A 21,932-nucleotide genomic window follows, 5' to 3' on the forward strand; every position below is an offset into this window, starting at 1 on the left:
ATATGAGAGCGATATATTTGGACTGTTTTTCAGGACTGAGCGGCAACATGCTGCTCGGCGCGTTCCTTGCGGCGGGCATGCCGCTGGAAACGCTGGAAGCCGAACTGCGTCGCCTGCCGATGGCGGAAGAGTTTCGTTTGAAGGTTAGTTCCGTGAAGAAGAACGGCATTGCCGCGACGTATGTCGACGTCGAACTTTTGGGCGCAACGCATGAGCATTGCTGCGAGCATGGGGAAGGAGACGACCATGCGCATGAACATAGCTGCGAGCATGACCACGGACATGCAAATGAAGGAGCTGTGCCTGCACATGAGCATAGTCATGAGCATCACCATCGTACGATGCATGATGTGCGCACAATCTTGGAGCGCTCGTCGCTTTCTGCGGAAGTCAAGGAGATGAGCCTCAAGATCTTCGGCGTTCTCGCGCAGGCGGAGGGAAAGGTGCACGGTGTGAGGCCAGAGGACGTGCATTTCCACGAGGTCGGTGCTGTCGATTCCATCGTCGACATCGTGGGAACAGCGATCTGCCTCGACTATCTTGAAATCGAGAAAATTTTCGTTTCCCGCGTGAATACGGGAAGCGGCACCGTGCATACGCAGCACGGACGGATGATGGTGCCCGCGCCCGCGACGGCGGAGTTGCTGCGGCTTTTTCCCACCTATCATGAAGGTGCGGCGAAGGAGTTGACAACGCCGACGGGCGCCGCCGTCCTCGCCGCACTCGCTGAGTTTTCCGACCATGTGCCCACAGATCTTCTGACGGAGTGCATCGCCTACGGTGCGGGCACGTGGGATCTCGAACTGCCGAACGTCGTTCGGCTCTATATCGGCGAGTGCAAGGGCGGTGGAAAGCGCGATCTCTCGCTCATCGAGACGAACATTGACGACATGGATGCGCAGCTCTTCGGCTATGTGAGCGAGCGCCTCTTCGCCCTCGGTGCGCTCGATGTTTGGACGACACCTATTTACATGAAGAAAAACCGCCCAGCGCACATGCTGTCCGTTCTCGTGGAGGAGGACAAGAAGGCACAGTGCCTTTCTTTGCTCTTTTCCGAGACGACGAGCATTGGCATGCGCGTGCTGCACGTCGATGAGCGCGTCGAGGCTGTGCGCCATACGGCGCTCGTTGATACGCTGCACGGCAAGGTGCGCTGCAAGGTCAGCGCCTACGGCGGCAAGATCGTTTCGCTCGCGCCCGAGTATGACGACTGCCGCGAGATTGCTGCGCGTGAGGGCATTCCGCTGAAGCGCGTGCGCCAAGAAGCGCTCGACGATCTGCGCGAGCGGCTTGGCGAATGATGGAAAAGGAAAAAGAGGAAACACTCTCCTCCCTGCTGCAGTCCTACGGCTCTGCCGCCGTCGCCCTGTCGGGCGGCGTCGACAGCGCCGTTCTGCTCATGGCGGCGGTGCGCACGCTCGGCGCGGCAAATGTCGCTGCCGTCACCGCTGCGTCCGAGCTTTTGGCCGGGGGGGAGTTGGAGGACGCGAAGTGCTGCGCGGCTCTTGCGGACGTTCCCCTGACGATTCTGCCGGCGGACGACCTCGCCTCGCCCGACGTCGCAAGAAACGATGAACGCCGCTGCTACTACTGCAAGAAGCGCCGCTTTGAAATGCTGGCCGCTTGGGCGAAGGAACATGGCTTCCGACGCGTCCTCGATGGCACGAACGCTGACGATGCGGGAGACTATCGCCCAGGACTCGCCGCAATCGAAGAGCTTGCCCCTTTCGTCGCCTCGCCATTGAAGGAAGCGCGGTGGACAAAGCGCGATATACGCGAAGCGGCGAAAGAGTGGGGCGTCCCCGTATGGTCGAAGCCGAGTGCTGCTTGTCTCGCCTCGCGCATCGAGTATGGCATCGAGTTGACGAGGGAGCGCCTTCGTGCGGTAGAAGTCGCAGAAAATGCCCTGCGCCGTTACATCCATGGTCAGCTTCGCGTGCGCTGTCATGGCAGACTCGCACGCATCGAGATCGAGCCGGCGGAGTTCGATGTTTTCTGGCAGCATCGGGAAGAGATGGAAGATGCCGTGCGGTCGGCAGGCTTTACCTATGTGACGCTGGATTTGCGTGGCTATCGCATGGGCAGTCAGAATGAAGGTCTGGATATGGATTCGTAGAGGATGCACCGCGCCTAGAGGAGATGATTCGCCTCCTTGGCGCGGTTGCTTTTTTTCGTCTGTTCGCTATAATGGAGATAGGTATTCGACGAGAGCAGAGCCGTACAGGTGCGGCAAGGGAATGTATGCTTTTGGATATTCAAGGGGGTGTTCAATATGGCGCAGACAACATTCAGCGTGCGGATGGAAGAGGGGCTTAAGAGACAATTTGAGGGATTGTGCCAGGAATTTGGGATGAATATGGCGACCGCTATCCATGTGTTTGTCAGAGCCGTGGTACGAGAGCGCAGGATACCTTTTGAAATCTCTTCGTTGGAGACGGAGTTGACGAGAGAGGGCGCTATGCAGGCGTTCATGACTCTTCGCCAAGAAGCAAAGAGAAGCGGTGCGGTTGATATGACGTTGGAAGAAATCAATCGAGAGATTGAAATGGCTCGACAGGGAGCAGGGAAATGACTTGCCTTGCTGTGATTGATACGAATGTACTGGTGTCTGCGTTGCTGTCTTCTAAAGATGACGCTGCTACTGTGCAGGTTGTTGGCAGGATGATTACAGGAGAAATCGTTCCGTTGTACAGCGATGTAATCATGAAAGAGTATCGAGAGGTTTTAGAACGCAAGAAGTTTGGATTTTCTCCGCAGAAGATAGAGTATTTGCTGTCTTTCATGGAACGATTCGGCATTTTGGTGCAGGCAAGGCCGATTGATATTATTTTGCCCGATATGAAAGATATACCTTTTTATAAAGTCGTCATGGAAAAGCGCTTGGATAGAGCATATCTCGTCACTGGAAACATGAAGCATTTTCCTGAAAGGCCATATATCGTTACACCAAAACAGCTTTTGGATATTATGGACAGTTGAAATAGATTGCACAGGGGAGGCGCACACATGGCGATTCTGCCAAAGCTCAATACGATGGAGTTTGACAAGGAGATACCGTTTGAGGTTTCGGCGCCTTTTGAGCCGATGGGGGATCAGCCGCGTGCGATCCGGGATCTGGCGGCGGGCATCGAGAACGGGCAAGAGGCGCAGGTACTCCTTGGCGCTACGGGCACGGGCAAGACGTACACGATCGCCAAGACGATCGAGCGCGTGCAGAAGCCGACGCTTGTCATCGCGCACAACAAGACGCTGGCGGCGCAGCTGGCGAGTGAGTTCAAGGCGTTCTTCCCGAAGAATTATGTCGGCTATTTTGTCAGCTATTATGACTACTACCAGCCCGAGGCGTATATTCCTTCGACGGACACTTACATCGAAAAGGATGCGTCGATCAACGACGAGATTGATGAATTGCGCCACTCGGCGACGTGCTCGCTCTTCGAGCGGCGCGACTGCATCATCGTCGCGAGCGTTTCGTGCATCTACGGTCTCGGCTCTCCGGAGAGCTATCACGAGATGGTTCTGTCGCTGCACAAGGGGCAGACGGTCGTGCGTGAGGACATCTTGCGCAAGCTCGTCGCCATTCAGTACGAGCGCAACGACATCGCCTTTGAGCGCGGCCGCTTTCGTGTGCGCGGCGACGTCATAGAAGTGTTTCCTGCGGGCTGGAATAATCGCGCCGTGCGCATCGAGCTTTTCGGCGACGAGGTTGAGCGCATCCTTGAGTTCGATGTCCTGACCGGAGAGATCTACGGCGAGCGCACACATTCTATGGTTTTTCCTGCTTCGCACTATGTGACGAAGAAGGAGGACATGGAGATCGCCATGGCGGCGATCGACGAGGAGAAGATCGCACAGGTCGCGCATTTCAAGGAAGAGGGTAAGCTCATCGAGGCGCAGCGCATCGAGCAGCGCACGAACTACGACCTTGAAATGATGCAGGAGATGGGCTACTGCTCGGGCATCGAGAATTATTCGCGTCACCTCACACACCGTCCGGCGGGGGCGGCGCCGTATACGCTGCTCGATTATTTCCCCGACGATTTCCTCATCGTCATGGACGAGAGCCATGTGACAATGCCGCAGCTCAAGGCGATGCTCAACGGCGACCGTTCGCGCAAGATTTCGCTTGTGGAAAACGGCTTTCGTCTGCCGTCCGCTTTTGACAATCGTCCGCTTTCTTTCGAGGAGTTCGAGCAGCGCATCAATCAGATCATCTACATCTCGGCGACGCCTGCGAAGTATGAGTTGGAAAAGGCGCAGCAGGTCGTCGAGCAGATCATCCGCCCGACGGGGCTGCTCGATCCCATCGTCGAGGTGCGGCCTTTGGCGGGGCAGATGGACGATCTTTTGTCGGAGATCCGCATTCGTGCAAAGAAGGACGAGCGCGTGCTCGTGACGACGCTGACGAAGAAGATGGCGGAGAACCTCACGGACTACCTCAAGGATATGCAGGTGCGCGTGCGCTACCTGCATTCGGACATAGCGACGTTCGAGCGTGCTGAGATCATCCACGATCTGCGTGCGGGAAAGTTCGATGTGCTCGTCGGCATCAATTTGCTGCGCGAGGGACTCGACATGCCCGAGGTGTCGCTCGTGGCGATTCTCGATGCCGACAAGGAGGGCTTTCTGCGCTCCGACACGTCGCTGATTCAGACGATCGGGCGTGCGGCGCGAAATGCGGGTGGCAGGGTCATCCTTTACGCCGACCGCATCACGGACTCGATGAAGCGCGCCATGGACGAGACGGAGCGCCGCCGCACGGTGCAGCAGGCGTACAACAAGGAGCACGGCGTCACGCCGAAGACCATCGTCAAGCCCGTTGTGCCGCTGATCGAAACGACGCTCGTCGCCGAGAGCCGCGCCTCCTACGGCGAGGAGTCCGATGGAAAGAAAAAGAAGCTCACGAAGAAGCAGAAGGAGTCTCTGATCCGCACGCTGCTCGCCCAGATGCAGACGGCTTCACGCGCCTTGGAATTCGAGCGCGCCGCAGAACTGCGCGACATGATCATCGAGTTGGAAGGATCGCTGCCGGGCAAGAAGAAAAAGGGCGCATGAGGAAATTGTTGTTCGGAGGGCGCTGTGTTATACTGTAAATTGAAGCACACAAGCGGAGGCGACATTTTTGGAGAAACTACTGCGTGAGATGCACGCTTGGATGGCGGATTACATGCGTTCCTTCTATACGGAGGACGAGGAGGTGCAGCAGGCGATCCGCATGAAGGAGGTGCATACTGGCCGTGTGACCTCGATTGCCGTGGAGCTTGCCAAACATCTGCATCTCTCTGCACACGATGTGCAGCTGGCGGAAATCATGGGGCTTTTTCACGATGTGGGGCGCTTTCGTCAATTTACGCTTTACCGCACGTTCAACGACGCCGTATCGGAGGATCATGCGGCGCTCGGACTCAAGGTGCTTGACGAATTGCCGTTCCTTGCGCGTCTTGTGCCTGAGGACGAGGCTCTCGTGCGCTTCTCTATTCTGAACCACAACAAGAAGGTCATCGCGCCGACGGAAGATGCGCGGCAGCTTTTCTTTGCGCGCCTCTTGCGCGATGCCGACAAGCTTGATATCTTCCGCGTGCTGCGCCCGTTTCTCGCGCCGTCGGACGGTACGGGCGTCAGTCCCGATTTCCTCGAAAAGTTCATCGCGGGCGATCAAGTGGACTACACGAAGATTCGCACGATGGACGACCGCAAGCTCGTGCGCCTCATGTGGGTCTACGACGTGAATTTCAGCTGGACGCTGCAGCGCGTCAAAGAGCGCGGCTACATCGAGGACATCATCGCGCACTTGCCTGAGGATTCGCGCATGGCGCTCGGCATCGAACGGCTGCACGCTTATGTGGAGAAGAAGTGCGCTGAGGAGGATGCGGCGCCGGCGGAGGTTCTGCAGCGCGGGAAGTGATGTCGGCCTGCAGGGAGCCGCAGGAGGGTTGTGTCTGCGGGAGAATCTTCGCCAGAAGTCTCAATCGAATGTTTTTTCAGGAAAATTCAGCGAGCAGAAGGATTTTCCGCTTTGCGCCTCGAATAAAGAGGCGTTAAATTTTTTTCTTGAGGAAATGCTGAATGTATCAGCGCTTCCTCAAAGGAATCACTGATAAATCCAGCCGCCCATCTTCACACATCTGCGCTGTCCTCTCGTCGTCGACAAATCCTCGACGTAGCACCGCTACGCCTGCGGTTTGTCTCCTCGATAGATACAGTGCATCTGCGCAAATCTGGGCGACCTCATTTTATCAGCGCTTCCTCAAATTTCCGGCGCAGACGGCGGATGCGCCAGAAGGAGCTGCAAATATGGCAGAAGCGATATCATCGAATTTCATTTATAACATCATCGACGAAGATTTGAAGAGCGGCAAGCATCCCGAGGGCATACATACGCGCTTCCCGCCTGAACCGAACGGCTATCTGCACATCGGTCATGCGAAGTCGATCTGCTTGAACTTCGGCACGGCGGAGAAGTATGCGGGGCTTTGCAATCTGCGCTTCGACGATACGAATCCGACGAAGGAGGATACGGAGTACGTCGACTCGATCCAGGAGGACATCAAGTGGCTGGGATTTTCCTGGGGCAATCGCCGCTACTATGCGTCGGATTACTTTGAAAAGCTCTATGAGTATGCGTGTGCTCTGATCGAGCAAGGGCTTGCCTACGTCGACGATCTCACGGCGGAGGAGATCCGCGCCTATCGCGGCACGCTGACGGAGCCGGGCAAGGAGAGTCCCTGCCGCAATCGCAGCGTCGCGGAAAACCTCGCGCTCTTTGAGCGCATGAAGGCGGGCGAGTTCCCCGACGGTAGCCGCGTGCTGCGTGCCAAGATTGACATGGCGTCGCCGAACATCACGATGCGTGATCCCGTCATCTACCGCATCGCGCACGCCGTGCATCATCGAACGGGGGATGCTTGGTGCATCTATCCGATGTACGACTTCGCGCATCCTCTGTCGGACGCTATCGAAAATATCACGCATTCCCTGTGCACCTTAGAGTTTGAGGATCACCGTCCATTCTACGATTGGCTTCTGGAAGTCCTGGGCTTCGATAAGAATACGCGCCCGCGCCAGATCGAGTTCGCGCGGCTAAACGTCACGAATACGATCACGAGCAAGCGCAAGCTGCGCCAGCTCGTCGAGGAGGGGCATGTGCGCGGCTGGGATGATCCGAGGATGCCGACAATCTCGGGGCTTCGGCGGCGCGGCTATACACCGGCTTCGATCCGCGACTTCTGCGAGCGCATTGGCGTCGCGAAGTCGAACAGCACGGTCGACGTGGCAATGCTTGAGCACTGTGTGAGAGAAGACCTCAATGCGCACGCTGCACGCGTCATGGCGGTGCTGCATCCTTTGAAGGTCGTGCTGACGAATTATCCCGAGGACAAGTCGGAGGAACTTCTGGCGGAGAATCATCCGACGCGTGGCGGCAAGCGCTATGTGCCGTTTTCGCGTGAACTTTACATCGAGCGCGAGGATTTCATGGAAGAGCCGCCGAAGAAGTTCTTCCGTCTGCGCCCGGGCGGCGAGGTGCGCTTGAAGCACGCCTACATCATCAAGTGCGAGGAAGTCGTCAAGGATGAAAAGGGCGAGATCACAGAGCTTCGCTGCACCTATGATCCCGAGTCGAAGTCGGGCGGCAGTGCGGCGAACCGCAAGGTCAAGGGCACGCTACACTGGGTTTCAGCAAACGATGCGCTCGACGCCGAGGTGCGCCTCTACGACTATCTTTTGAAGACGGACGATGAGGAGACGACGGCAGACTTCATTGCGTCCTTGAATCCGCATTCTCTCGAAGTCATTGAGGGGGCGAAGGTCGAGCCGAGTCTTGCGCGTACGGCGGAAGGCACGCATTATCAGTTCCTGCGCACGGGCTACTTCGTCGTGGACAAGGATACGCGTCCCGACAGGCTCGTGTTCAACCGCGTCGTCGGACTCAAGGATTCGTGGGGAAAGGTCAAGGGTTGACATGGGCAAGATACCGAAGGGGCTTTCTGACAAGGCGATGATCCAAGGCTTCGAGGAAGAGGCGACGCTCGAAGACTGCTTCCTCGCGCATGAGGCGCACGAGGAGGAAAAGCGCCGCCGCGCTGTGCACGAAAAGGAAGCGGATCTTTCGCGAGCGGCACTCACGCCTGACCTTCTCGACCGGTTGGGCAAGGAGCTTCTCCAACTGAAACTTGATCTTTTTGCCGAGGGCATCAAGAATTATCGCATAGACATCAAGCGCGAGGGCACGACGATCATGCTCGCGCCGAAAGAAACGAAGGGGAGGTGAGGCGGCTTCTTCGCGGGCGGGCTCCAAGATGAAAGGTGTTTTGAGATTTATTATTAAAAATTTATGAAGAAAGAAGTGTAACCAGTGGAAACAAGCACAATTGTTGCTATCGTGATCTTCGTCGCGGCTTACGCGCTGATCATTTCAGAGAAGATTCACCGCACCATCATTGGTATTTGTGGCGCCATGCTGATGATCCTCCTCGGAATCATCAACCAGGAGACCGCGATTCATCACATTGACTTTAACACCCTCGGACTCCTCATGGGCATGATGGTCATCGTGAACATCACGAGTGAGACCGGACTCTTCAACTACCTCGCAATCTGGGCGGCGAAGAAGGTCAAGGCGAAGCCGATCTCCCTGCTCGTCGCTCTCTCGCTCCTCACGGCCGTCTGCTCGGCGCTTCTTGACAACGTGACGACGGTGCTTCTGACGGTGCCGATCACGTTCAGCATCACGAAGCAGCTCAACGTCGATGTCAAGCCGTTCCTCATCGCGCAGATCCTTGCGTCGAACATCGGCGGCACGGCGACGCTCATCGGCGATCCGCCGAACATCATGATCGGCAGTGCCGTCGGCCTGCAGTTCATGGATTTCATCACGAACCTCACGGCGATCTGTATCCTGATCTTCATCGTGACGATCGCTCTTTTGATCGTGATTTACGGAAAGAAGCTCCACACGACGGACGAGCTGCGCGAGAAGGTCATGCAGCTCGATGAGAAGAGTCAGATCGTCGAGCCGCGTCTCTTGAAGAAGTGCCTGTTCGCGCTCGCTATTACGATCAGCCTCTTCGTGTTGCACGGACAGCTCCACCTCGACACGGCGACCGCCGCCATGACAGGCGCAGGCCTCCTGCTCCTCATCAGTTTCCCACAGAAGGAGGCGATGATCGCGAAGGTCTTGTCGAAGGTCGAATGGCTCGCCATCTTCTTCTTCGCCGGTCTCTTCATCCTCGTCGGCGCACTCGTCGAGACGGGCGTCATCAAGATGCTCGCAGAAGAGGCGATCAAGATCACGAACGGCGATCTCACGGCGACCTCGATGCTCATTCTTTGGATGAGTGCCTACGCTTCGGCGTTCATCGATAACATCCCGTTCGTCGCGACGCTCATTCCGCTGATTCAGGATATGGGGCAGATGGGCATGACGAATCTCGATCCCGTATGGTGGTCTCTCGCCTTGGGCGCCTGCCTCGGCGGCAACGGCACCTTGATCGGCGCCTCGGCGAACGTCGTCGTCGCTTCGATGGCGGCGCAACGCGGCAAGCCGATCTCCTTCATCAGCTTCATGAAGATCGCGCTGCCGATGATGACGCTCTCGATTGCGATTTCGAGCGTCTACATCTGGCTCAGGTATTTGTAAACCGTAAGTTTTTTGGGGCGCACGGGGAGACCCGCACGCCCCTCTTTCTCTAGGAGGACTTTGTTGTATGGAGAGATATGCTCCGCAGGAAATCGAAAAAAAGTGGCAGGAGAAGTGGCAGAAAGATGATGTCTACAAGACGGAGATCGATCGCACGCAGCCTGAATATTATGTGCTGGAGATGTTCCCCTACCCGTCGGGCAATCTGCACATGGGTCATGTGCGCAATTATTCGATCGGCGACGTCATCGCGCGCTTCAAGAAGATGCAGGGCTGCAATGTGCTGCACCCGATGGGCTTTGACGCCTTTGGCATGCCGGCGGAGAACGCTGCTATCAAGCACGGTGTGAAGCCCGCCGACTGGACATATTCCAACATCGAGAACATGAAGCGCCAGCAGATGAGCATGGGGCTTTCCTACGATTGGAGCCGCGAGGCTGTGACCTGTCGTCCCGAGTACTACCGCTGGACGCAGTGGCTCTTTGAGCTTTTCTACAAGAAGAGGCTCGCCTACAAGAAGGAAGCGTCGGTCAACTGGTGCGATACGTGCGGCACGGTGCTCGCGAATGAGCAGGTCATCGACGGTAAATGCTGGCGCTGCGACTCCGAGGTGCACAAGAAGGATCTCTCACAGTGGTTCTTGAAGATCACGGACTATGCGGACGAACTTCTCGCCGATCTCGACAAGCTCAAGGGCTGGCCCGAGCGCGTCAAGACGATGCAGGAAAATTGGATCGGCCGCTCCGAGGGCTTGGAATTCGACATCGACGTGCCCGCGCTCGGCGAGAAGATCGCCGTCTACACGACGCGTGCCGATACGGCGTACGGCGTGACCTTCGTGGCGCTCGCGGCGGAGCACCCTCTGATGGAGAAGATCCTCGCGGATAATCCGAAGGCGGAGGAGCTTCGCGCTTTCGCCGACAAGGTTAAGGCGCAGTCGGAGCTTGAGCGCACGTCGGGCGAGTCGGAAAAAGAGGGCATGTTCACGGGGCTTTACGCCGTCAATCCCTTCAACGGCAGGAAGGTTGAGCTTTGGATCACGAACTACGTCCTCGCCGAGTACGGCACGGGCGCCGTCATGGGCGTGCCGTCGGAGGATCAGCGCGACTGGATGTTTGCGAAGAAGTACGACCTGCCGATCATCGTCACCCTGCGCCCGAAGGATCGTGAGCTAAAGCTTGAAGAAATGACGGAAGCCTACACGGACAAGGACGGCATCCTCGTGAATTCGGCGGAGTTCGACGGCATGGAGATGCACGAGGCGCTCGTGGCAATTGTAGAAAAGGCGGTCAAGGAGGGCTTCGGCAGGCGCAAGGTCAATTATCGCCTGCGCGATTGGCTCATCTCACGCCAGCGCTACTGGGGTGCGCCGATTCCCGTCATCTACTGTGACAAATGCGGCGAGCAGCTCGTTCCCGAAGAGGAATTGCCCGTCAAGCTGCCCGAGGATGTGAACTTCGAGCAAGGCGCCGTTTCCCCTTTGGCGCAGAGCGAATCCTTCGTGCACTGCACATGCCCGAAATGCGGCGGTCCAGCAAGGCGCGAGACGGACACGATGGACACCTTTATCTGCTCGTCGTGGTACTACATGCGCTACACCGATCCGCACAACACGCACAAGCCGTTTGCGGCGGACAAGGTGAACTACTGGGCGCCTGTCGATCAGTATATCGGCGGTATCGAACATGCGATTTTGCATCTTCTCTATTCGCGCTTCTTCACGAAGGTACTGCGCGACGAGAAGCTTCTGGATTTCGATGAACCGTTCCAAAATCTCTTGACGCAGGGCATGGTCATCAAGGACGGCGCGAAGATGTCGAAGTCGAAGGGCAACGTCGTCTCCCCCGAGGAGATCATCCAAAAGTATGGCGCCGATACGGCGCGCCTCTTCATTCTCTTCGCCGCGCCTGTCGAGCGTGACTTGGAGTGGAGCGACCAGGGCGTCGAGGGGGCATTCCGCTTTTTGAACCGTGTCTGGCGCATCGTTGCGCATTTCGAGGATGCGATCAAAGAGGGCATTGATGATTACGACCATTCGACGCTGACGGCTGAGGAGAAGTCGCTGCGCCGCACGCTGCACCAGACGATCAAGAAGGTCACGGAGGACGTCGGCGAGCGCTTCATGTTCAACACGGCGATCAGCGCCGTCATGGAACTCGTCAACGCTTTCTACGGATTCCAGGACAAGACGGTTCATCCGGGACTCGTGCGTGAGCTTTCCTTTGCGCTCGTGAAGATGCTCGCGCCCTTTGCGCCGCATATCACGGAGGAGCTTTGGAGCCGCATGGAGGGCAAGGGAAGCGTGCACGATGCAAGGTGGCCGAAGTTTGACCGTGCGGCCATCGTCGAGGACGAGGTCGAGATCGTCCTGCAGATCAACGGCAAGGTGCGCGACAAGCTGACGGTGCCGGCGAATATTGAGCCGCAGGAGATGGAGAAGCTGGCGCTCGCGCAGCCAAAGGTCGTAGAACTCACGGCGGGAAAGACGGTCGTCAAGGTCATCTGCGTGCCGAAGAAGCTCGTCAACATTGTCGTCAAATGACTTTTTTGAACAATAAAGGCGTTTGCAAGTGCGCTGGGAGTGCTCCTTCCGACGCACTGCGCAGAGGGGCTGGCGCTTCGCCAAGCTCCTTTTCGCGCTTTGCCGAATGGTGGAATCATGAAAGCACTTTTTGAACAAATGATGCAGGATGGCTCGGCTCGAAAGATTGTCGAGGCCTTTTCGCGCCGCGCGGGCAAGACGCTCGTCTACGGTCTCAGCGGCTCGCAGAAGCACGCGCTCTTCGCTGCCGCCTGCAACGCCACAGAAAAACCCGTGGTCATCGTCACGCACAGCCGCGAGGCGATCGAGGCGTGGCGCGCCGATCTGACGGCGCTTCTGCCGGCACGTGAAATCCTGGAACTGCCCGAGGTCGACATGATGGCGGTGGAAGCGACGGCGAAGGGCATGGAGCGCACGGCTCTGCGCATGGGCATACTCGGCAGGCTGCTCAAGAAGAATCCTGTCATCGTGCTCGCTCACGCCGCCGCCGCTGTACAGAAGGGCGTATCGCGCCGAGATTTCGAGCGCATGAGCCTGCGCCTTGAAGTCGGTGCGACGCTCTCGCGCGAGACGCTTCTTTCGCGTCTCGTCGAGCTTGGCTACGAGGCGGCGGGCGAGGTCGACGCCCTCGGGCAGTTCAGCGCGCGCGGTGGTATCGTCGATATCTATCCGCTTAATGCGTCCTTACCTCTTCGTCTGGAATTCTTCGACGATGAGATCGATTCTTTGCGCGAGTTTGATCCGGCGACGCGGCGCTCCGTGCGCAATGTGCCTTCGGCGGTGGTGCTGCCCGTCGCTACCCCCGAGGAATCCGGCGAGGAGGCGACATTCCTCTCCTACTTGGAGGGAGAGGGCGCCGTCATTTTCGACGAACCCTTGCGCACGCGTGAAAGTGCACAAAAACTCGTCAAGGAGACGCCCGAGCTGAGGGCGAAACTTTTCTCATGGGAAGAACTTGTGGCGGGCGCTGAAGGCAATGCGACCTTTTTCGCCGCCCTCATGCTGCAGAAGATTCACGGCGCGGAGCCGGACAGTCTCGTGAGCTTGGCTGTGCAGGCAGTCGCGCCCTTCCAACGGCAGATGGATCTTTTGAAGAATGAGGCGCGAAACTGGCTTTCCAACAAGCAGCACGTCGTCCTTCTCGTCGGCGAGGCGGAGAAGGCCGCTTCCCTGCGCGAGCTTTTCGCAAAGTCGCGCATACCATCTGCTGTCGCAGCGGGCGACGAGCCTTTGAGTGACGCCTATCTGAACATCGTGGTGGGCACGCTCTCGAACGGCTTCGAATTGCCTGGAGCGCGACTCGTCGTCGTGTCCGAAAAGGACGTCTTCGGCAGGCAGAAAAAGAAACTCGCGCAGAAAGCGTCGAAGGAAGAGCGCATTTCGCACTTTCGCGAGATCAACGTCGGCGATTACGTCGTCCATGTGAATCATGGCGTCGGCAAGTATCTGGGTGTCGAAACGCTCGATGTGGGCGGCATCAAGAAGGACTATCTGCACATCAAGTACGGCGGCGACGACAAGCTCTTCGTGCCGACCGATCAGGTGGGACTCCTGCAGAAATACATCGGCTCGGAGGGTGAGACGCCGCGTTTGCACCGCATGGGCGGCACGGAGTGGGTCAAGGCGAAGGCGCGCGCGCGCGCCTCCGTCGAGGATATCGCCGACGAACTCATCGCGCTCTACGCGAAGCGCCGTGCGGCGAAGGGCTTCGCCTTTTCTCCCGATACGCCGTGGCAGCGGGAGTTCGAGGACGCCTTCCCTTATGAGGAGACGCCCGACCAGCGCCGCGCCATTGAGGAGATCAAGGCGGATATGGAAAAGCCCGAGCCGATGGATCGCCTGCTCTGCGGCGACGTCGGCTTCGGCAAGACGGAGGTGGCGATCCGCGCCGCCTATAAGGCGGTTATGGATCATAAGCAGGTAGCCGTGCTCGTGCCGACGACCGTACTCGCACAGCAGCACTTTCAGACGTTTTCCGCACGCTTCGCCGATTTCGGCGTGAGCGTCGACGTCATTTGCCGCTTTCGCTCGGCGAAGGAGCAGAAGGCGACGATCGAGCGTCTGGAGGCGAACAAGGTCGACGTGCTCATCGGCACGCACGCTATCCTGAATCAGAAGCGCGTGCATTTTTCCGATCTCGGGCTTCTGATCGTCGACGAGGAGCAGCGCTTTGGCGTCAAGCAGAAGGAGAAGATAAAGAAACTCGCGGCAGGCGTAGACGTGCTGACGCTTTCGGCAACGCCGATTCCGCGGACGCTTCACATGTCGCTCGTCGGAGCGCGTGACATGAGCATCATCGAGACGCCGCCTGCCGAGCGCTTCCCCGTGCAGAGCTACGTCATCGAGGACAACGGCGCCGTCTTGAAGAATGCCATTCGCCGCGAACTTCGGCGCGGTGGGCAGGTTTACTTCGTCTACAACCGCGTCGAGAGCATCGACATCATGCGCCGACGGCTCGAAGAGCTCGTGCCTGAGGCGCGGATTCAGACGGGGCACGGGCAGATGGCGGAAGAGCTTTTGGAGCGCGTCATGGTCGATTTCTACGAGGGGCGCTACGACATCCTGCTCGCGACGAGCATCGTGGAAAACGGTCTTGACGTGGCGAACGCGAACACGATCATCGTCTACAATGCCGATCGCTTCGGTCTGTCGCAGCTCTATCAGATGCGCGGCCGCGTCGGCCGATCGAATCACATGGCGTTTGCCTATTTCGTCTATCAGGCCGACAAGGTCTTGTCCGAGATGGCGGAAAAGCGTCTGCAGGCGATGAAGGAGTTTGCCGAACTGGGCGCGGGCTTCAAGATCGCCATGCGCGACCTTGAGATCCGTGGCGCGGGCAACCTCCTTGGTGCGGAGCAGCACGGCCACATCGCGAGCGTCGGCTTCGAGATGTACTCGAAGCTTCTTGACGAGGCGATCGAGGAGAGGCGCACGGGAAAGCCGCCTGAAGAGAAGCTTGAGCCTGTCGTCGACATTGAGATGGAAGCCTACCTCGACGGCGAATACATCAGCGATCCCATGCACAAGATCGAGATCTACCAGCGCATTGCAGCGATTCGCAAGAATGCGGAGATACAGGAACTGCTCGACGAATTGATCGATCGCTTCGGCGAGCCGACGCCCGTCGTGCTGCGTCTGCTGGAAGTTGCACGCATACGCAATTACGCGCGAGAACTTGGCATACGTTCCGTCGTGGAAAAGCCGATGTTCTTGGAAATCTCCTTCGTCGATAAACCGACACTCGATCCCGATGGGCTGTTGAAGCTCCTCGGCCTCTTCGGCAGGAACGCCAAGATGCTGCCGCCGCCACAGCAGATGCTTCGCATACGTCTGGCCACGCAGTACAAGAAAAACATCGCGAATTTCATCACGCGCGTCCTGATGCTGCTGAAGGGCGAACAGGACGCTTTCTCGGCGAAGGGCGTGACGGCTAACTCCTGTCGGCTCATCCGGTCGTAATTGCTGTAGTGGATGATGCGATATGTTGTAGCAATCAGAGTTCTGCTATATCTAATTCACGAAAAATTATATGAAAAATCGTTTCTGCTGTTTCAAATTTAGTGTACATTAAAGGCTCTTTTTTCCAAAAAAGACTGGCGTTCGTACCATCTCCGTAGTCTAGTTGAATTTTTTTATCTTTAAACCCTAGGGCGTTCAAACAATCCTCTGATGCAGGTGCATATACGATCTGTTCAGTATCACCCGCATCTTCGTTTGGATCTGATGTCATATTGGAGCTTACAATGTTTTTGAGATACCGTACCTCTTTAAATGTTAGATTGACATTGGCAAAAGTTTCCTCAAAGCATTTTGCTTCTTGATGTTTTGGATGATCAATTGTTCGTGGTACATCAACATTTATTGTGAGTGTAGCCTTTATGACATCATAGTGTGCCCGGATAAGATATCCTAGAGCAAAATCATACCAGTCCAATTTATTCACGCATATTAGCCTCCTTAATGTATTGGTGTTATTCCGAAAGATCATACTCTATGGAGGTAGGATTCTGTGAACTGGCTGTTGCGCCGCCTGGAGCCAAGAAGACGAAGAGCGTTCTTGTTGTCCTTCCCAACTTTGCGGCTTGTTTTAGGAATCCACACGGTTGAAGTTGAAAAAAGTTCGCTTAGGAGTACCGGAGGAATTTGTGCTACTAATGCTGGGTTTTTGCTATTTCGTTCACTTTTGGCACTGTAGTCGGCATCGTTCTCCAAATTGTTGAAAGAGAACGTCCCTGTGCTGAGGCGGTTCTTCCCTTCGCAGGTTTCCTGGTTCTGCATGATCGTTAGATACCAAAAGTAAAAAATATATATCCGCCCATTAAACCCGCACTCAATAAAGCTAAAATACTTCTCAGTCGTATCCAGTATCTATACCGATAATTAGATAAAGTTTCTACAGGATAATTCCCATGATGAAACTTCTCTTCTTCTAAAACGATCTTTGATTCAAAGAAGAAGACCGCACCCAATATAAAGGTAAATATACTGGGTGCCATCCAAAAGAATTTTGTGCGCTGTATCCCTTCGTTCCAAGCATCAAAGCACAGAGCCATACAAAAGCATGAAACGGCAAGCATGAGGCAGGAAAACCAATGGCTGAATACATACCATTTCCGATAGCTGTATTTTCTTTCAAATTTCTTATAGTAATAGAAATATGCCATTTTCCCAGCTGCCCAAAGAAAATAAAGATAAATAGCGTATTTTATGGATCATCCCTTCTTTTCTTTATTGCTCCGTGCTAATTTTTTTGATTGTGATGCAAAGTTTCATAGAAATCTCTTCGATGGATCCTTTGCTTTGTCCAGGTGGCATTTCTGCCATCATACTACTTCCTATCGAAATAAATCTTTCGCACATTGTTCCGCAAATCCTCCAAGTTGCTCGGACGAAAGCGGATGTTGTAGCCGATGAAGAGGGGGGAGGTAGCGAATCTCGGCATGATTTTGGCACGTAGGATGCCGTTCTCCTGGTAAAAGAAGATGTTGTAACTGTTGCATCGCTTGTTGAAGTGGTGCATGAGATAGTCGACGGCAATCTGTATGTCGTCGGCTACGGTGTCCAGAGGTTCGTTCGTCTTGGGGACGACATTGAATTCGCTGAAGCCAATGCGCGGGCATGTCGCGATGTTGAAGTCGACATCGTTTTCCTCGTGTATGGTCAGTCCCTCGAATTCCAGGGGGTCGAAGGTCAGGTTTTCGTTGAGCGAGTGGAAGCCGACAATCTGCATGTGGGGGTGACGCAGCGTACCGCCCGAGAGAGGGCCGAAATTCTTGAAGAAGATGACGGTCTCGTACTTTCCCGAATTCTGCATCTTCTGCCAGTGATGCACGCCGAAACGAATGAGGCGGTGCATGTGTTCGGCGGAATAGTCGGGCATGTCGGAGTGACAGACTTTGCTCTCAATGAGAACGAACTGGTCGGCGTCTTCGATGACGTTGTACTTGTTCTTGAGCAGCACGAGGTCGCCGTCTGTATCGACGATGCCCGAGAGATTTTCACGGTCACAGAAAGGACATGGGGCGGTCTTGTTGATGATATTTTCCGGCTTTTTCTTGCCGAGCGTCGTATTGAAACCGATGAGATTGATTTCCATAGAGAAGACACCTCAAGTTTTGTAACAAAATCGACCTAGTATATTTCCGGCAGAAATGGTATAATTCCTACGTTGAGCCTTAGGGTGCAGAAGATGCATCATTCCCCTTATTATATAGAAATTCGTACATTTTTGCAAAGCGGCTTTTTCATATCTCGGATTGCAGGGAAGAAGCGAAGAGGGGAATTGGGCAGTTAGGCGGTGTTTCGTATCAGCAGTCAAAAATCTACAGGCAAGAGCAAAGCGGAGAGTTTCCTCAAGGGGACTTTGATCTTGACGGTGGCAAGCTTCGTCGTGAAGGTCATCGGTTCCTTGAATTGGATCTTCGTTTCGCGCATCTTGGGCGGCGAGGGCATCGGGCTTTATCAGATGGCTTTCCCGATTTATTTTTTCGCCATGAGCATTTCGCAGGCGGGCGTGCCTGTCGCCATATCGATCATCACGGCGGAGCGTGTCGCCTTGAAGGACGTTTTCGGCGCACGGCGCGTATTCCGCATATCCATGACCTTGATGGTTTTTACGGGGCTTTTGTTTTCCCTTTTGACATATTTTGGCGCAGGCTGGCTCATCGAGTGGCAGTTCATTCGTGACCCGCGCGCCTATATGGCAGTCGTGGCGCTCTCGCCGACGATTTTCTTCGTGACCTTGCTCGCGAGCTCACGCGGCTATCTGCAAGGCTGGCAGCGCATGACGCCGACGGCGGTCTCGCAGATTGTCGAGCAGATCTTCCGCGTGCTCACGATGGTGCTCTTCGCGAGCCTTCTCCTGCCGATGGGACTCGACTATGCGGCGGCGGGCGCGAGCCTCGGCGCGTTTGCCGGCGCTATCGGCGGACTTCTCGTGCTCGTCTACTATCATTGGAAGCTGGACAAGGACATTGAGCGTGAGTACGGCCCGAATCTTGCGCCACCGCCGGGGAAAGCGCCGGCGCCTCTCGGGGCGATCGTCCGACGTATCTTCTCACTCGCCTTGCCCGTGTCAGCGGCGAGCATCATGCTGCCGATCGTGTCGAACCTCGACCTTTTGATCGTGCCGCAGCGTCTTGAGGTCGCGGGCTATACGGTGCCGCAGGCGACGGAGTTGTTCGGCTATCTCACGGGCATGGCGGTGCCGCTCGTCAATCTCGCGACAATCCTCACGGCGTCCTTGGCGGTGAGCATCGTGCCGGCGATTTCGGAGGCGCGAGCCTTGAAGGACACGCAGCGCGTCTACAATCAAACGGCAGCCGCCGTGCGCATATCGAACTTCGTTTGCTTTCCTGCATTCGTCGTCGTGTTCGTGCTCGCGACGCCAATCTCGACGCTCATTTACAATGCGCCGGGCGCGGGTCCCGCCGTGCTCGTCTCGTCGTTTTCCATCGTGCTCCTCGGCCTGCATCAGGTGTCGACGGCGGTTCTGCAAGGACTCGGGCATCCGAAGATTCCGATGATCAACATGATTCTTGCCGCTGCCGTCAAGGTCGCCCTCAACTGGATCTTGACGGCGATCCCTTGGCTCGGCATCATGGGCGCGGCTTGGGCGACGGCGGCGGATATGGGGGTTGCCGCTGTCATTAACCTTTACTTCATCTGGCGTTACATCGGCTATCGCATGGAGCTGCTGCAGCTCTTTAAGACGATGGCGGCGGCGACCTTCATGGCGGGCGCTGTGTATCTTTTCTACAGCTTTGTCATGAGCACGTTCGCCGTCAATGCCGTGGCGACCTTCGGCTCGGTGTTCGTCGGCGTCATCGTCTACGTCGCGGCGCTGATTCTCGTGCGCGGACTGCTCGAAGAGGATATGGCGCGCATTCCGTTCATCGGCTCTTTGAGCATTCGTTTTTTGCGCCGCATTGGCATTTTCCGCAGCGTTGAGGGGGCGAAGGGATGAGAAAGTTTCTGCTGGTCTATAATCCTGTCTCGGGCAATGCATCGTTCAAGCAGCGGCTCGATGAGATGATCTGGCGCTTCCAGACACTCGGCTGCATGCTTATCCTCTACCGCACGGATCGCGAACTTACGAATCTTGCGCTCTATGTGCGGGAATCTGAGGCCGAGGGTGTGCTTGTCGCGGGCGGTGACGGCACAGTGCATGAAGTCGTCAACGTGATCGTGCGTGAAAAACTTGCGGTTCCCCTCGCGATCATCGGCAGCGGCACGTCGAACGATTTTGCGACGTACCTCGGTCTTGCAGATGGCTTGGAAGCGTATATCGAGCGCATCCTCGCGCACAAGACGATGCGCGTTGATCTCGGGCGCATCGGGGAAGAATACTTTATCAACGTCGCGAGCGCCGGCGTCATGACAAATATCGCACATGAGGTCGATGTGCGGCTGAAGAATACGCTGGGCAAGATGGCGTACTACTTGAAGGGCATCAGCGAACTGCCGAAGTTCCGTTCGGTGAAGTTTTCCATCGAGGCGGATGGCGAGATGCGCGAGGAAGAGGGCTTCCTCTTCGTCATTGCCAACAGCGGTATCGTCGGCAGTTTCAATAATGTAGCGACGCATGCGAGCATCAATGATGGTAAGTTTGATTTGCTGCTCGTGAAGAAGTGCAGTCTGCCGGAACTCGTCGCTCTGACGGCGGAGATTGTCTCGGGCAGGGGAATCTCAGAGAAGAATGTGCTGTATCTGCAGGCAAGTGAGTTTCGCATCGCGGCGGATGCGCCGCTTTTGAGTGATGTGGACGGCGAGCAGGGGCCGCCTCTTCCCATGCACGTCGAGGTTGTACCTAGTGCAATCGAGCTTTTCATCTGAAGTTTGTGAAGCGTACATTCGCAACGTAAATTCGCAACACGGCAGCCACTCAAAAACTCTTTACGCTCCTATTGACAAAACCTCAAGGGAATGGTATCATTTCTTCTGTTGTTGCATCATGTGCCGAAGTGGCGGAATTGGCAGACGCACTTGACTCAAAATCAAGCGTAGTTACCTACGTGCCGGTTCGAGTCCGGCCTTCGGCACCATAGAGATTTTAAGGCTTCTGGGTATTTCGCTTAGAAGTCTTTTTCTATTTTATGGTATGAGAGGAGGCAGGCATATATGAAAGACGTAGGAAGCATTACGGTCGTGGGACTTGGCCCCGGACGCTTCGGGCTTATCACGCTCGAAAGCATGGAGGCGGTGACGAGCGGGCGAAGCCTTCTCCTGCGCACGGCAGTTCATCCATCCGTGGCGGAACTTAAGAGGCGCGGCGTTCCTTTCATGAGCTACGATTCCTGGTATGAAAAGGCGCAAAGCTTCGAGGCGCTCTACCATGCGATTGCGGAAGATCTCACTGCAAGGGCGCGTGCAGGCGAGGAGATCGTCTATGCCGTACCCGGCAGTCCCTTTGTGGCGGAACGAACAGTTCTCTTTTTGCGTGATTTGTGCGCGAAGGAAGGATTGGAGCTTTCTATTCTGCCGGGCATGAGCTTCGTTGAGACGCTCTACGGCAGTCTCGGCATCGATCCCGTCGAGGGTCTTATGATCCTCGATGCATCGGATTCGGAGAGCATGCCCTTCCGTTTTCCGACAGGTGTGCTCTTCACGCAGGTCTACAGCCGCGAGATTGCTTCTGAGTTGAAACTCGCCTTGATGGAGCGAATGAATGACGAGAAGGAAGTCATCTATCTGCACAATATTGCGCTGCCCGATGAATCCGTGCGCCCGATGCCGCTCTATGAAATCGATCGACAGACGGATACGGATCATCTGACGAGTCTTTTCATTCCTCACGGTAGCTTCCAGGATGATTAAAAAAGCCTACGGAAGGCGGTTTTTCAAGTTTTTTTGCACTTTTTTCGTTGTGAGAAAGAGGATTCTAGGCAACTACAGCGAATAAAAGTAGCGTAACAAATTCAAAAGGAGGCTACAAACGTGAACAAAACGGAATTAGTGGCTAATGTAGCGGAAAAAGCAGGGCTGTCGAAGAAGGATGCCGAAAAGGCTCTGAGCGCAGTCATCGAGAGCGTTGAAGAGGCTCTTGTCGAGGGCGACAAGGTTCAGCTCATCGGTTTCGGTACGTTCGAGGTCAAGGATCGCGCTGCCCGTACCGGCCGCAATCCGCAGACGGGCAAGGAAATCAAGATTGCCGCTTCGAGGAATCCTGTTTTCAAGGCTGGCAAGGCATTGAAGGACGCTGTCAACAACAAGTGAGCATGGTGGCTCTCCGAGGGCTGGGTTTTTACCCAGCCT

18 protein-coding genes and 1 tRNA gene are annotated in these 21,932 nt (G+C 56.0%); 16 read left to right on the top strand and 3 right to left on the bottom strand.

Annotation, left to right across the window (positions count from 1 at the left end; genetic code table 11):
• Positions 1-2 precede the first annotated feature (2 nt).
• The 11 genes from larC (at position 3) to mfd (ending at position 15,638) form a co-directional block, all read left to right on the top strand.
• Positions 3-1,301, top strand: coding sequence for a nickel pincer cofactor biosynthesis protein LarC (gene larC, locus HMPREF1153_RS03915; RefSeq protein WP_037369782.1), 1,299 nt, complete (start codon positions 3-5; stop codon positions 1,299-1,301).
• A complete protein-coding gene (gene larE / locus HMPREF1153_RS03920) occupies positions 1,298-2,116 on the top strand; it encodes an ATP-dependent sacrificial sulfur transferase LarE (protein ID WP_037369785.1) in 819 nt (272 codons plus the stop codon). Before larC ends, larE begins: the two co-directional genes overlap by 4 nt.
• Before the next feature lie 156 nt (positions 2,117-2,272).
• Positions 2,273-2,572, top strand: coding sequence for a type II toxin-antitoxin system RelB/DinJ family antitoxin (locus HMPREF1153_RS03925; protein WP_009645684.1), 300 nt, complete (start codon positions 2,273-2,275; stop codon positions 2,570-2,572).
• Between the two features lie 11 nt (positions 2,573-2,583).
• On the top strand, positions 2,584-2,979 hold the full coding sequence (locus HMPREF1153_RS03930; protein ID WP_232208183.1) for a putative toxin-antitoxin system toxin component, PIN family: 396 nt from the start codon (positions 2,584-2,586) through the stop codon (positions 2,977-2,979).
• A 27-nt stretch (positions 2,980-3,006) separates the two neighbouring features.
• The gene (gene uvrB, locus HMPREF1153_RS03935; protein WP_009645705.1) at positions 3,007-5,055 is read left to right on the top strand and encodes an excinuclease ABC subunit UvrB; all 2,049 of its coding nucleotides are present in this window, start codon (positions 3,007-3,009) and stop codon (positions 5,053-5,055) included.
• A gap of 67 nt (positions 5,056-5,122) precedes the next feature.
• Positions 5,123-5,905, top strand: coding sequence for an HD domain-containing protein (locus tag HMPREF1153_RS03940; RefSeq protein ID WP_009645675.1), 783 nt, complete (start codon positions 5,123-5,125; stop codon positions 5,903-5,905).
• A gap of 389 nt (positions 5,906-6,294) precedes the next feature.
• Positions 6,295-7,959 carry a glutamine--tRNA ligase/YqeY domain fusion protein gene (locus tag HMPREF1153_RS03945; protein WP_009645671.1) on the top strand — a complete coding sequence of 555 codons (1,665 nt, stop codon included), beginning with the start codon at positions 6,295-6,297 and terminating at the stop codon, positions 7,957-7,959.
• Between the two features lies 1 nt (position 7,960).
• The gene (locus tag HMPREF1153_RS03950) at positions 7,961-8,269 is read left to right on the top strand and encodes a hypothetical protein (RefSeq protein WP_009645721.1); all 309 of its coding nucleotides are present in this window, start codon (positions 7,961-7,963) and stop codon (positions 8,267-8,269) included.
• 84 nt (positions 8,270-8,353) lie between these two features.
• On the top strand, positions 8,354-9,637 hold the full coding sequence (locus tag HMPREF1153_RS03955; protein WP_009645725.1) for an ArsB/NhaD family transporter: 1,284 nt from the start codon (positions 8,354-8,356) through the stop codon (positions 9,635-9,637).
• Positions 9,638-9,704: 67 nt separating this feature from the next.
• Positions 9,705-12,179: a leucine--tRNA ligase gene (gene leuS / locus HMPREF1153_RS03960; protein WP_009645624.1), complete on the top strand. Its 2,475-nt coding sequence runs from the start codon at positions 9,705-9,707 to the stop codon at positions 12,177-12,179.
• Positions 12,180-12,296: 117 nt separating this feature from the next.
• Positions 12,297-15,638 carry a transcription-repair coupling factor gene (gene mfd, locus HMPREF1153_RS03965; protein ID WP_037369791.1) on the top strand — a complete coding sequence of 1,114 codons (3,342 nt, stop codon included), beginning with the start codon at positions 12,297-12,299 and terminating at the stop codon, positions 15,636-15,638.
• Between the two features lie 34 nt (positions 15,639-15,672).
• Here mfd and HMPREF1153_RS03970 read toward each other — a convergent pair whose 3' ends face one another.
• The 3 genes from HMPREF1153_RS03970 to HMPREF1153_RS03975 form a co-directional block, all read right to left on the bottom strand.
• Positions 15,673-16,122: a hypothetical protein gene (locus tag HMPREF1153_RS03970; RefSeq protein ID WP_037369793.1), complete on the bottom strand. Its 450-nt coding sequence runs from the start codon at positions 16,120-16,122 to the stop codon at positions 15,673-15,675.
• 340 nt (positions 16,123-16,462) lie between these two features.
• Positions 16,463-16,843, bottom strand: a complete 381-nt coding sequence (locus HMPREF1153_RS12655; protein WP_009645710.1) for a hypothetical protein — start codon at positions 16,841-16,843, stop codon at positions 16,463-16,465.
• A gap of 164 nt (positions 16,844-17,007) precedes the next feature.
• Positions 17,008-17,775: a DUF4931 domain-containing protein gene (locus HMPREF1153_RS03975; RefSeq protein ID WP_009645661.1), complete on the bottom strand. Its 768-nt coding sequence runs from the start codon at positions 17,773-17,775 to the stop codon at positions 17,008-17,010.
• A gap of 201 nt (positions 17,776-17,976) precedes the next feature.
• Between HMPREF1153_RS03975 and HMPREF1153_RS03980 the strand changes: the two genes are divergently transcribed.
• The 5 genes from HMPREF1153_RS03980 to HMPREF1153_RS04000 all read left to right on the top strand — a co-directional run bounded on the left by HMPREF1153_RS03980 (position 17,977) and on the right by HMPREF1153_RS04000 (position 21,893).
• Positions 17,977-19,644, top strand: a complete 1,668-nt coding sequence (locus HMPREF1153_RS03980; protein ID WP_009645683.1) for a putative polysaccharide biosynthesis protein — start codon at positions 17,977-17,979, stop codon at positions 19,642-19,644.
• A complete protein-coding gene (locus HMPREF1153_RS03985; protein ID WP_009645712.1) occupies positions 19,641-20,513 on the top strand; it encodes a diacylglycerol/lipid kinase family protein in 873 nt (290 codons plus the stop codon). The genes HMPREF1153_RS03980 and HMPREF1153_RS03985 overlap by 4 nt, the downstream gene beginning before the upstream one ends.
• 122 nt (positions 20,514-20,635) lie before the next feature.
• Positions 20,636-20,722, top strand: a tRNA-Leu gene (locus HMPREF1153_RS03990).
• Positions 20,723-20,798: 76 nt separating this feature from the next.
• A complete protein-coding gene (locus HMPREF1153_RS03995; protein WP_009645653.1) occupies positions 20,799-21,494 on the top strand; it encodes an SAM-dependent methyltransferase in 696 nt (231 codons plus the stop codon).
• 120 nt (positions 21,495-21,614) lie between these two features.
• Positions 21,615-21,893 carry an HU family DNA-binding protein gene (locus tag HMPREF1153_RS04000; RefSeq protein WP_009645699.1) on the top strand — a complete coding sequence of 93 codons (279 nt, stop codon included), beginning with the start codon at positions 21,615-21,617 and terminating at the stop codon, positions 21,891-21,893.
• Positions 21,894-21,932 lie beyond the last annotated feature (39 nt).

The sequence above is a fragment of the Selenomonas sp. CM52 genome (assembly GCF_000292955.1).
In the GTDB taxonomy this organism is placed as follows: Bacteria; Bacillota; Negativicutes; order Selenomonadales; family Selenomonadaceae; genus Selenomonas.

Excerpts from the sequence above, each read along its gene's own strand:
- larC (WP_037369782.1), top strand. The coding sequence starts at position 3 with ATGAGAGCGATATATTTGGACTGTTTTTCAGGACTGAGCGGCAACATG.
- larE (WP_037369785.1), top strand. The coding sequence starts at position 1,298 with ATGATGGAAAAGGAAAAAGAGGAAACACTCTCCTCCCTGCTGCAGTCC.
- HMPREF1153_RS03925 (WP_009645684.1), top strand. The coding sequence starts at position 2,273 with ATGGCGCAGACAACATTCAGCGTGCGGATGGAAGAGGGGCTTAAGAGA.
- uvrB (WP_009645705.1), top strand. The coding sequence starts at position 3,007 with ATGGCGATTCTGCCAAAGCTCAATACGATGGAGTTTGACAAGGAGATA.
- HMPREF1153_RS03945 (WP_009645671.1), top strand. The coding sequence starts at position 6,295 with ATGGCAGAAGCGATATCATCGAATTTCATTTATAACATCATCGACGAA.
- HMPREF1153_RS03950 (WP_009645721.1), top strand. The coding sequence starts at position 7,961 with ATGGGCAAGATACCGAAGGGGCTTTCTGACAAGGCGATGATCCAAGGC.
- leuS (WP_009645624.1), top strand. The coding sequence starts at position 9,705 with ATGGAGAGATATGCTCCGCAGGAAATCGAAAAAAAGTGGCAGGAGAAG.
- mfd (WP_037369791.1), top strand. The coding sequence starts at position 12,297 with ATGAAAGCACTTTTTGAACAAATGATGCAGGATGGCTCGGCTCGAAAG.
- HMPREF1153_RS12655 (WP_009645710.1), bottom strand. The coding sequence starts at position 16,843 with ATGGCATATTTCTATTACTATAAGAAATTTGAAAGAAAATACAGCTAT.
- HMPREF1153_RS03975 (WP_009645661.1), bottom strand. The coding sequence starts at position 17,775 with ATGGAAATCAATCTCATCGGTTTCAATACGACGCTCGGCAAGAAAAAG.
- HMPREF1153_RS03985 (WP_009645712.1), top strand. The coding sequence starts at position 19,641 with ATGAGAAAGTTTCTGCTGGTCTATAATCCTGTCTCGGGCAATGCATCG.
- HMPREF1153_RS03995 (WP_009645653.1), top strand. The coding sequence starts at position 20,799 with ATGAAAGACGTAGGAAGCATTACGGTCGTGGGACTTGGCCCCGGACGC.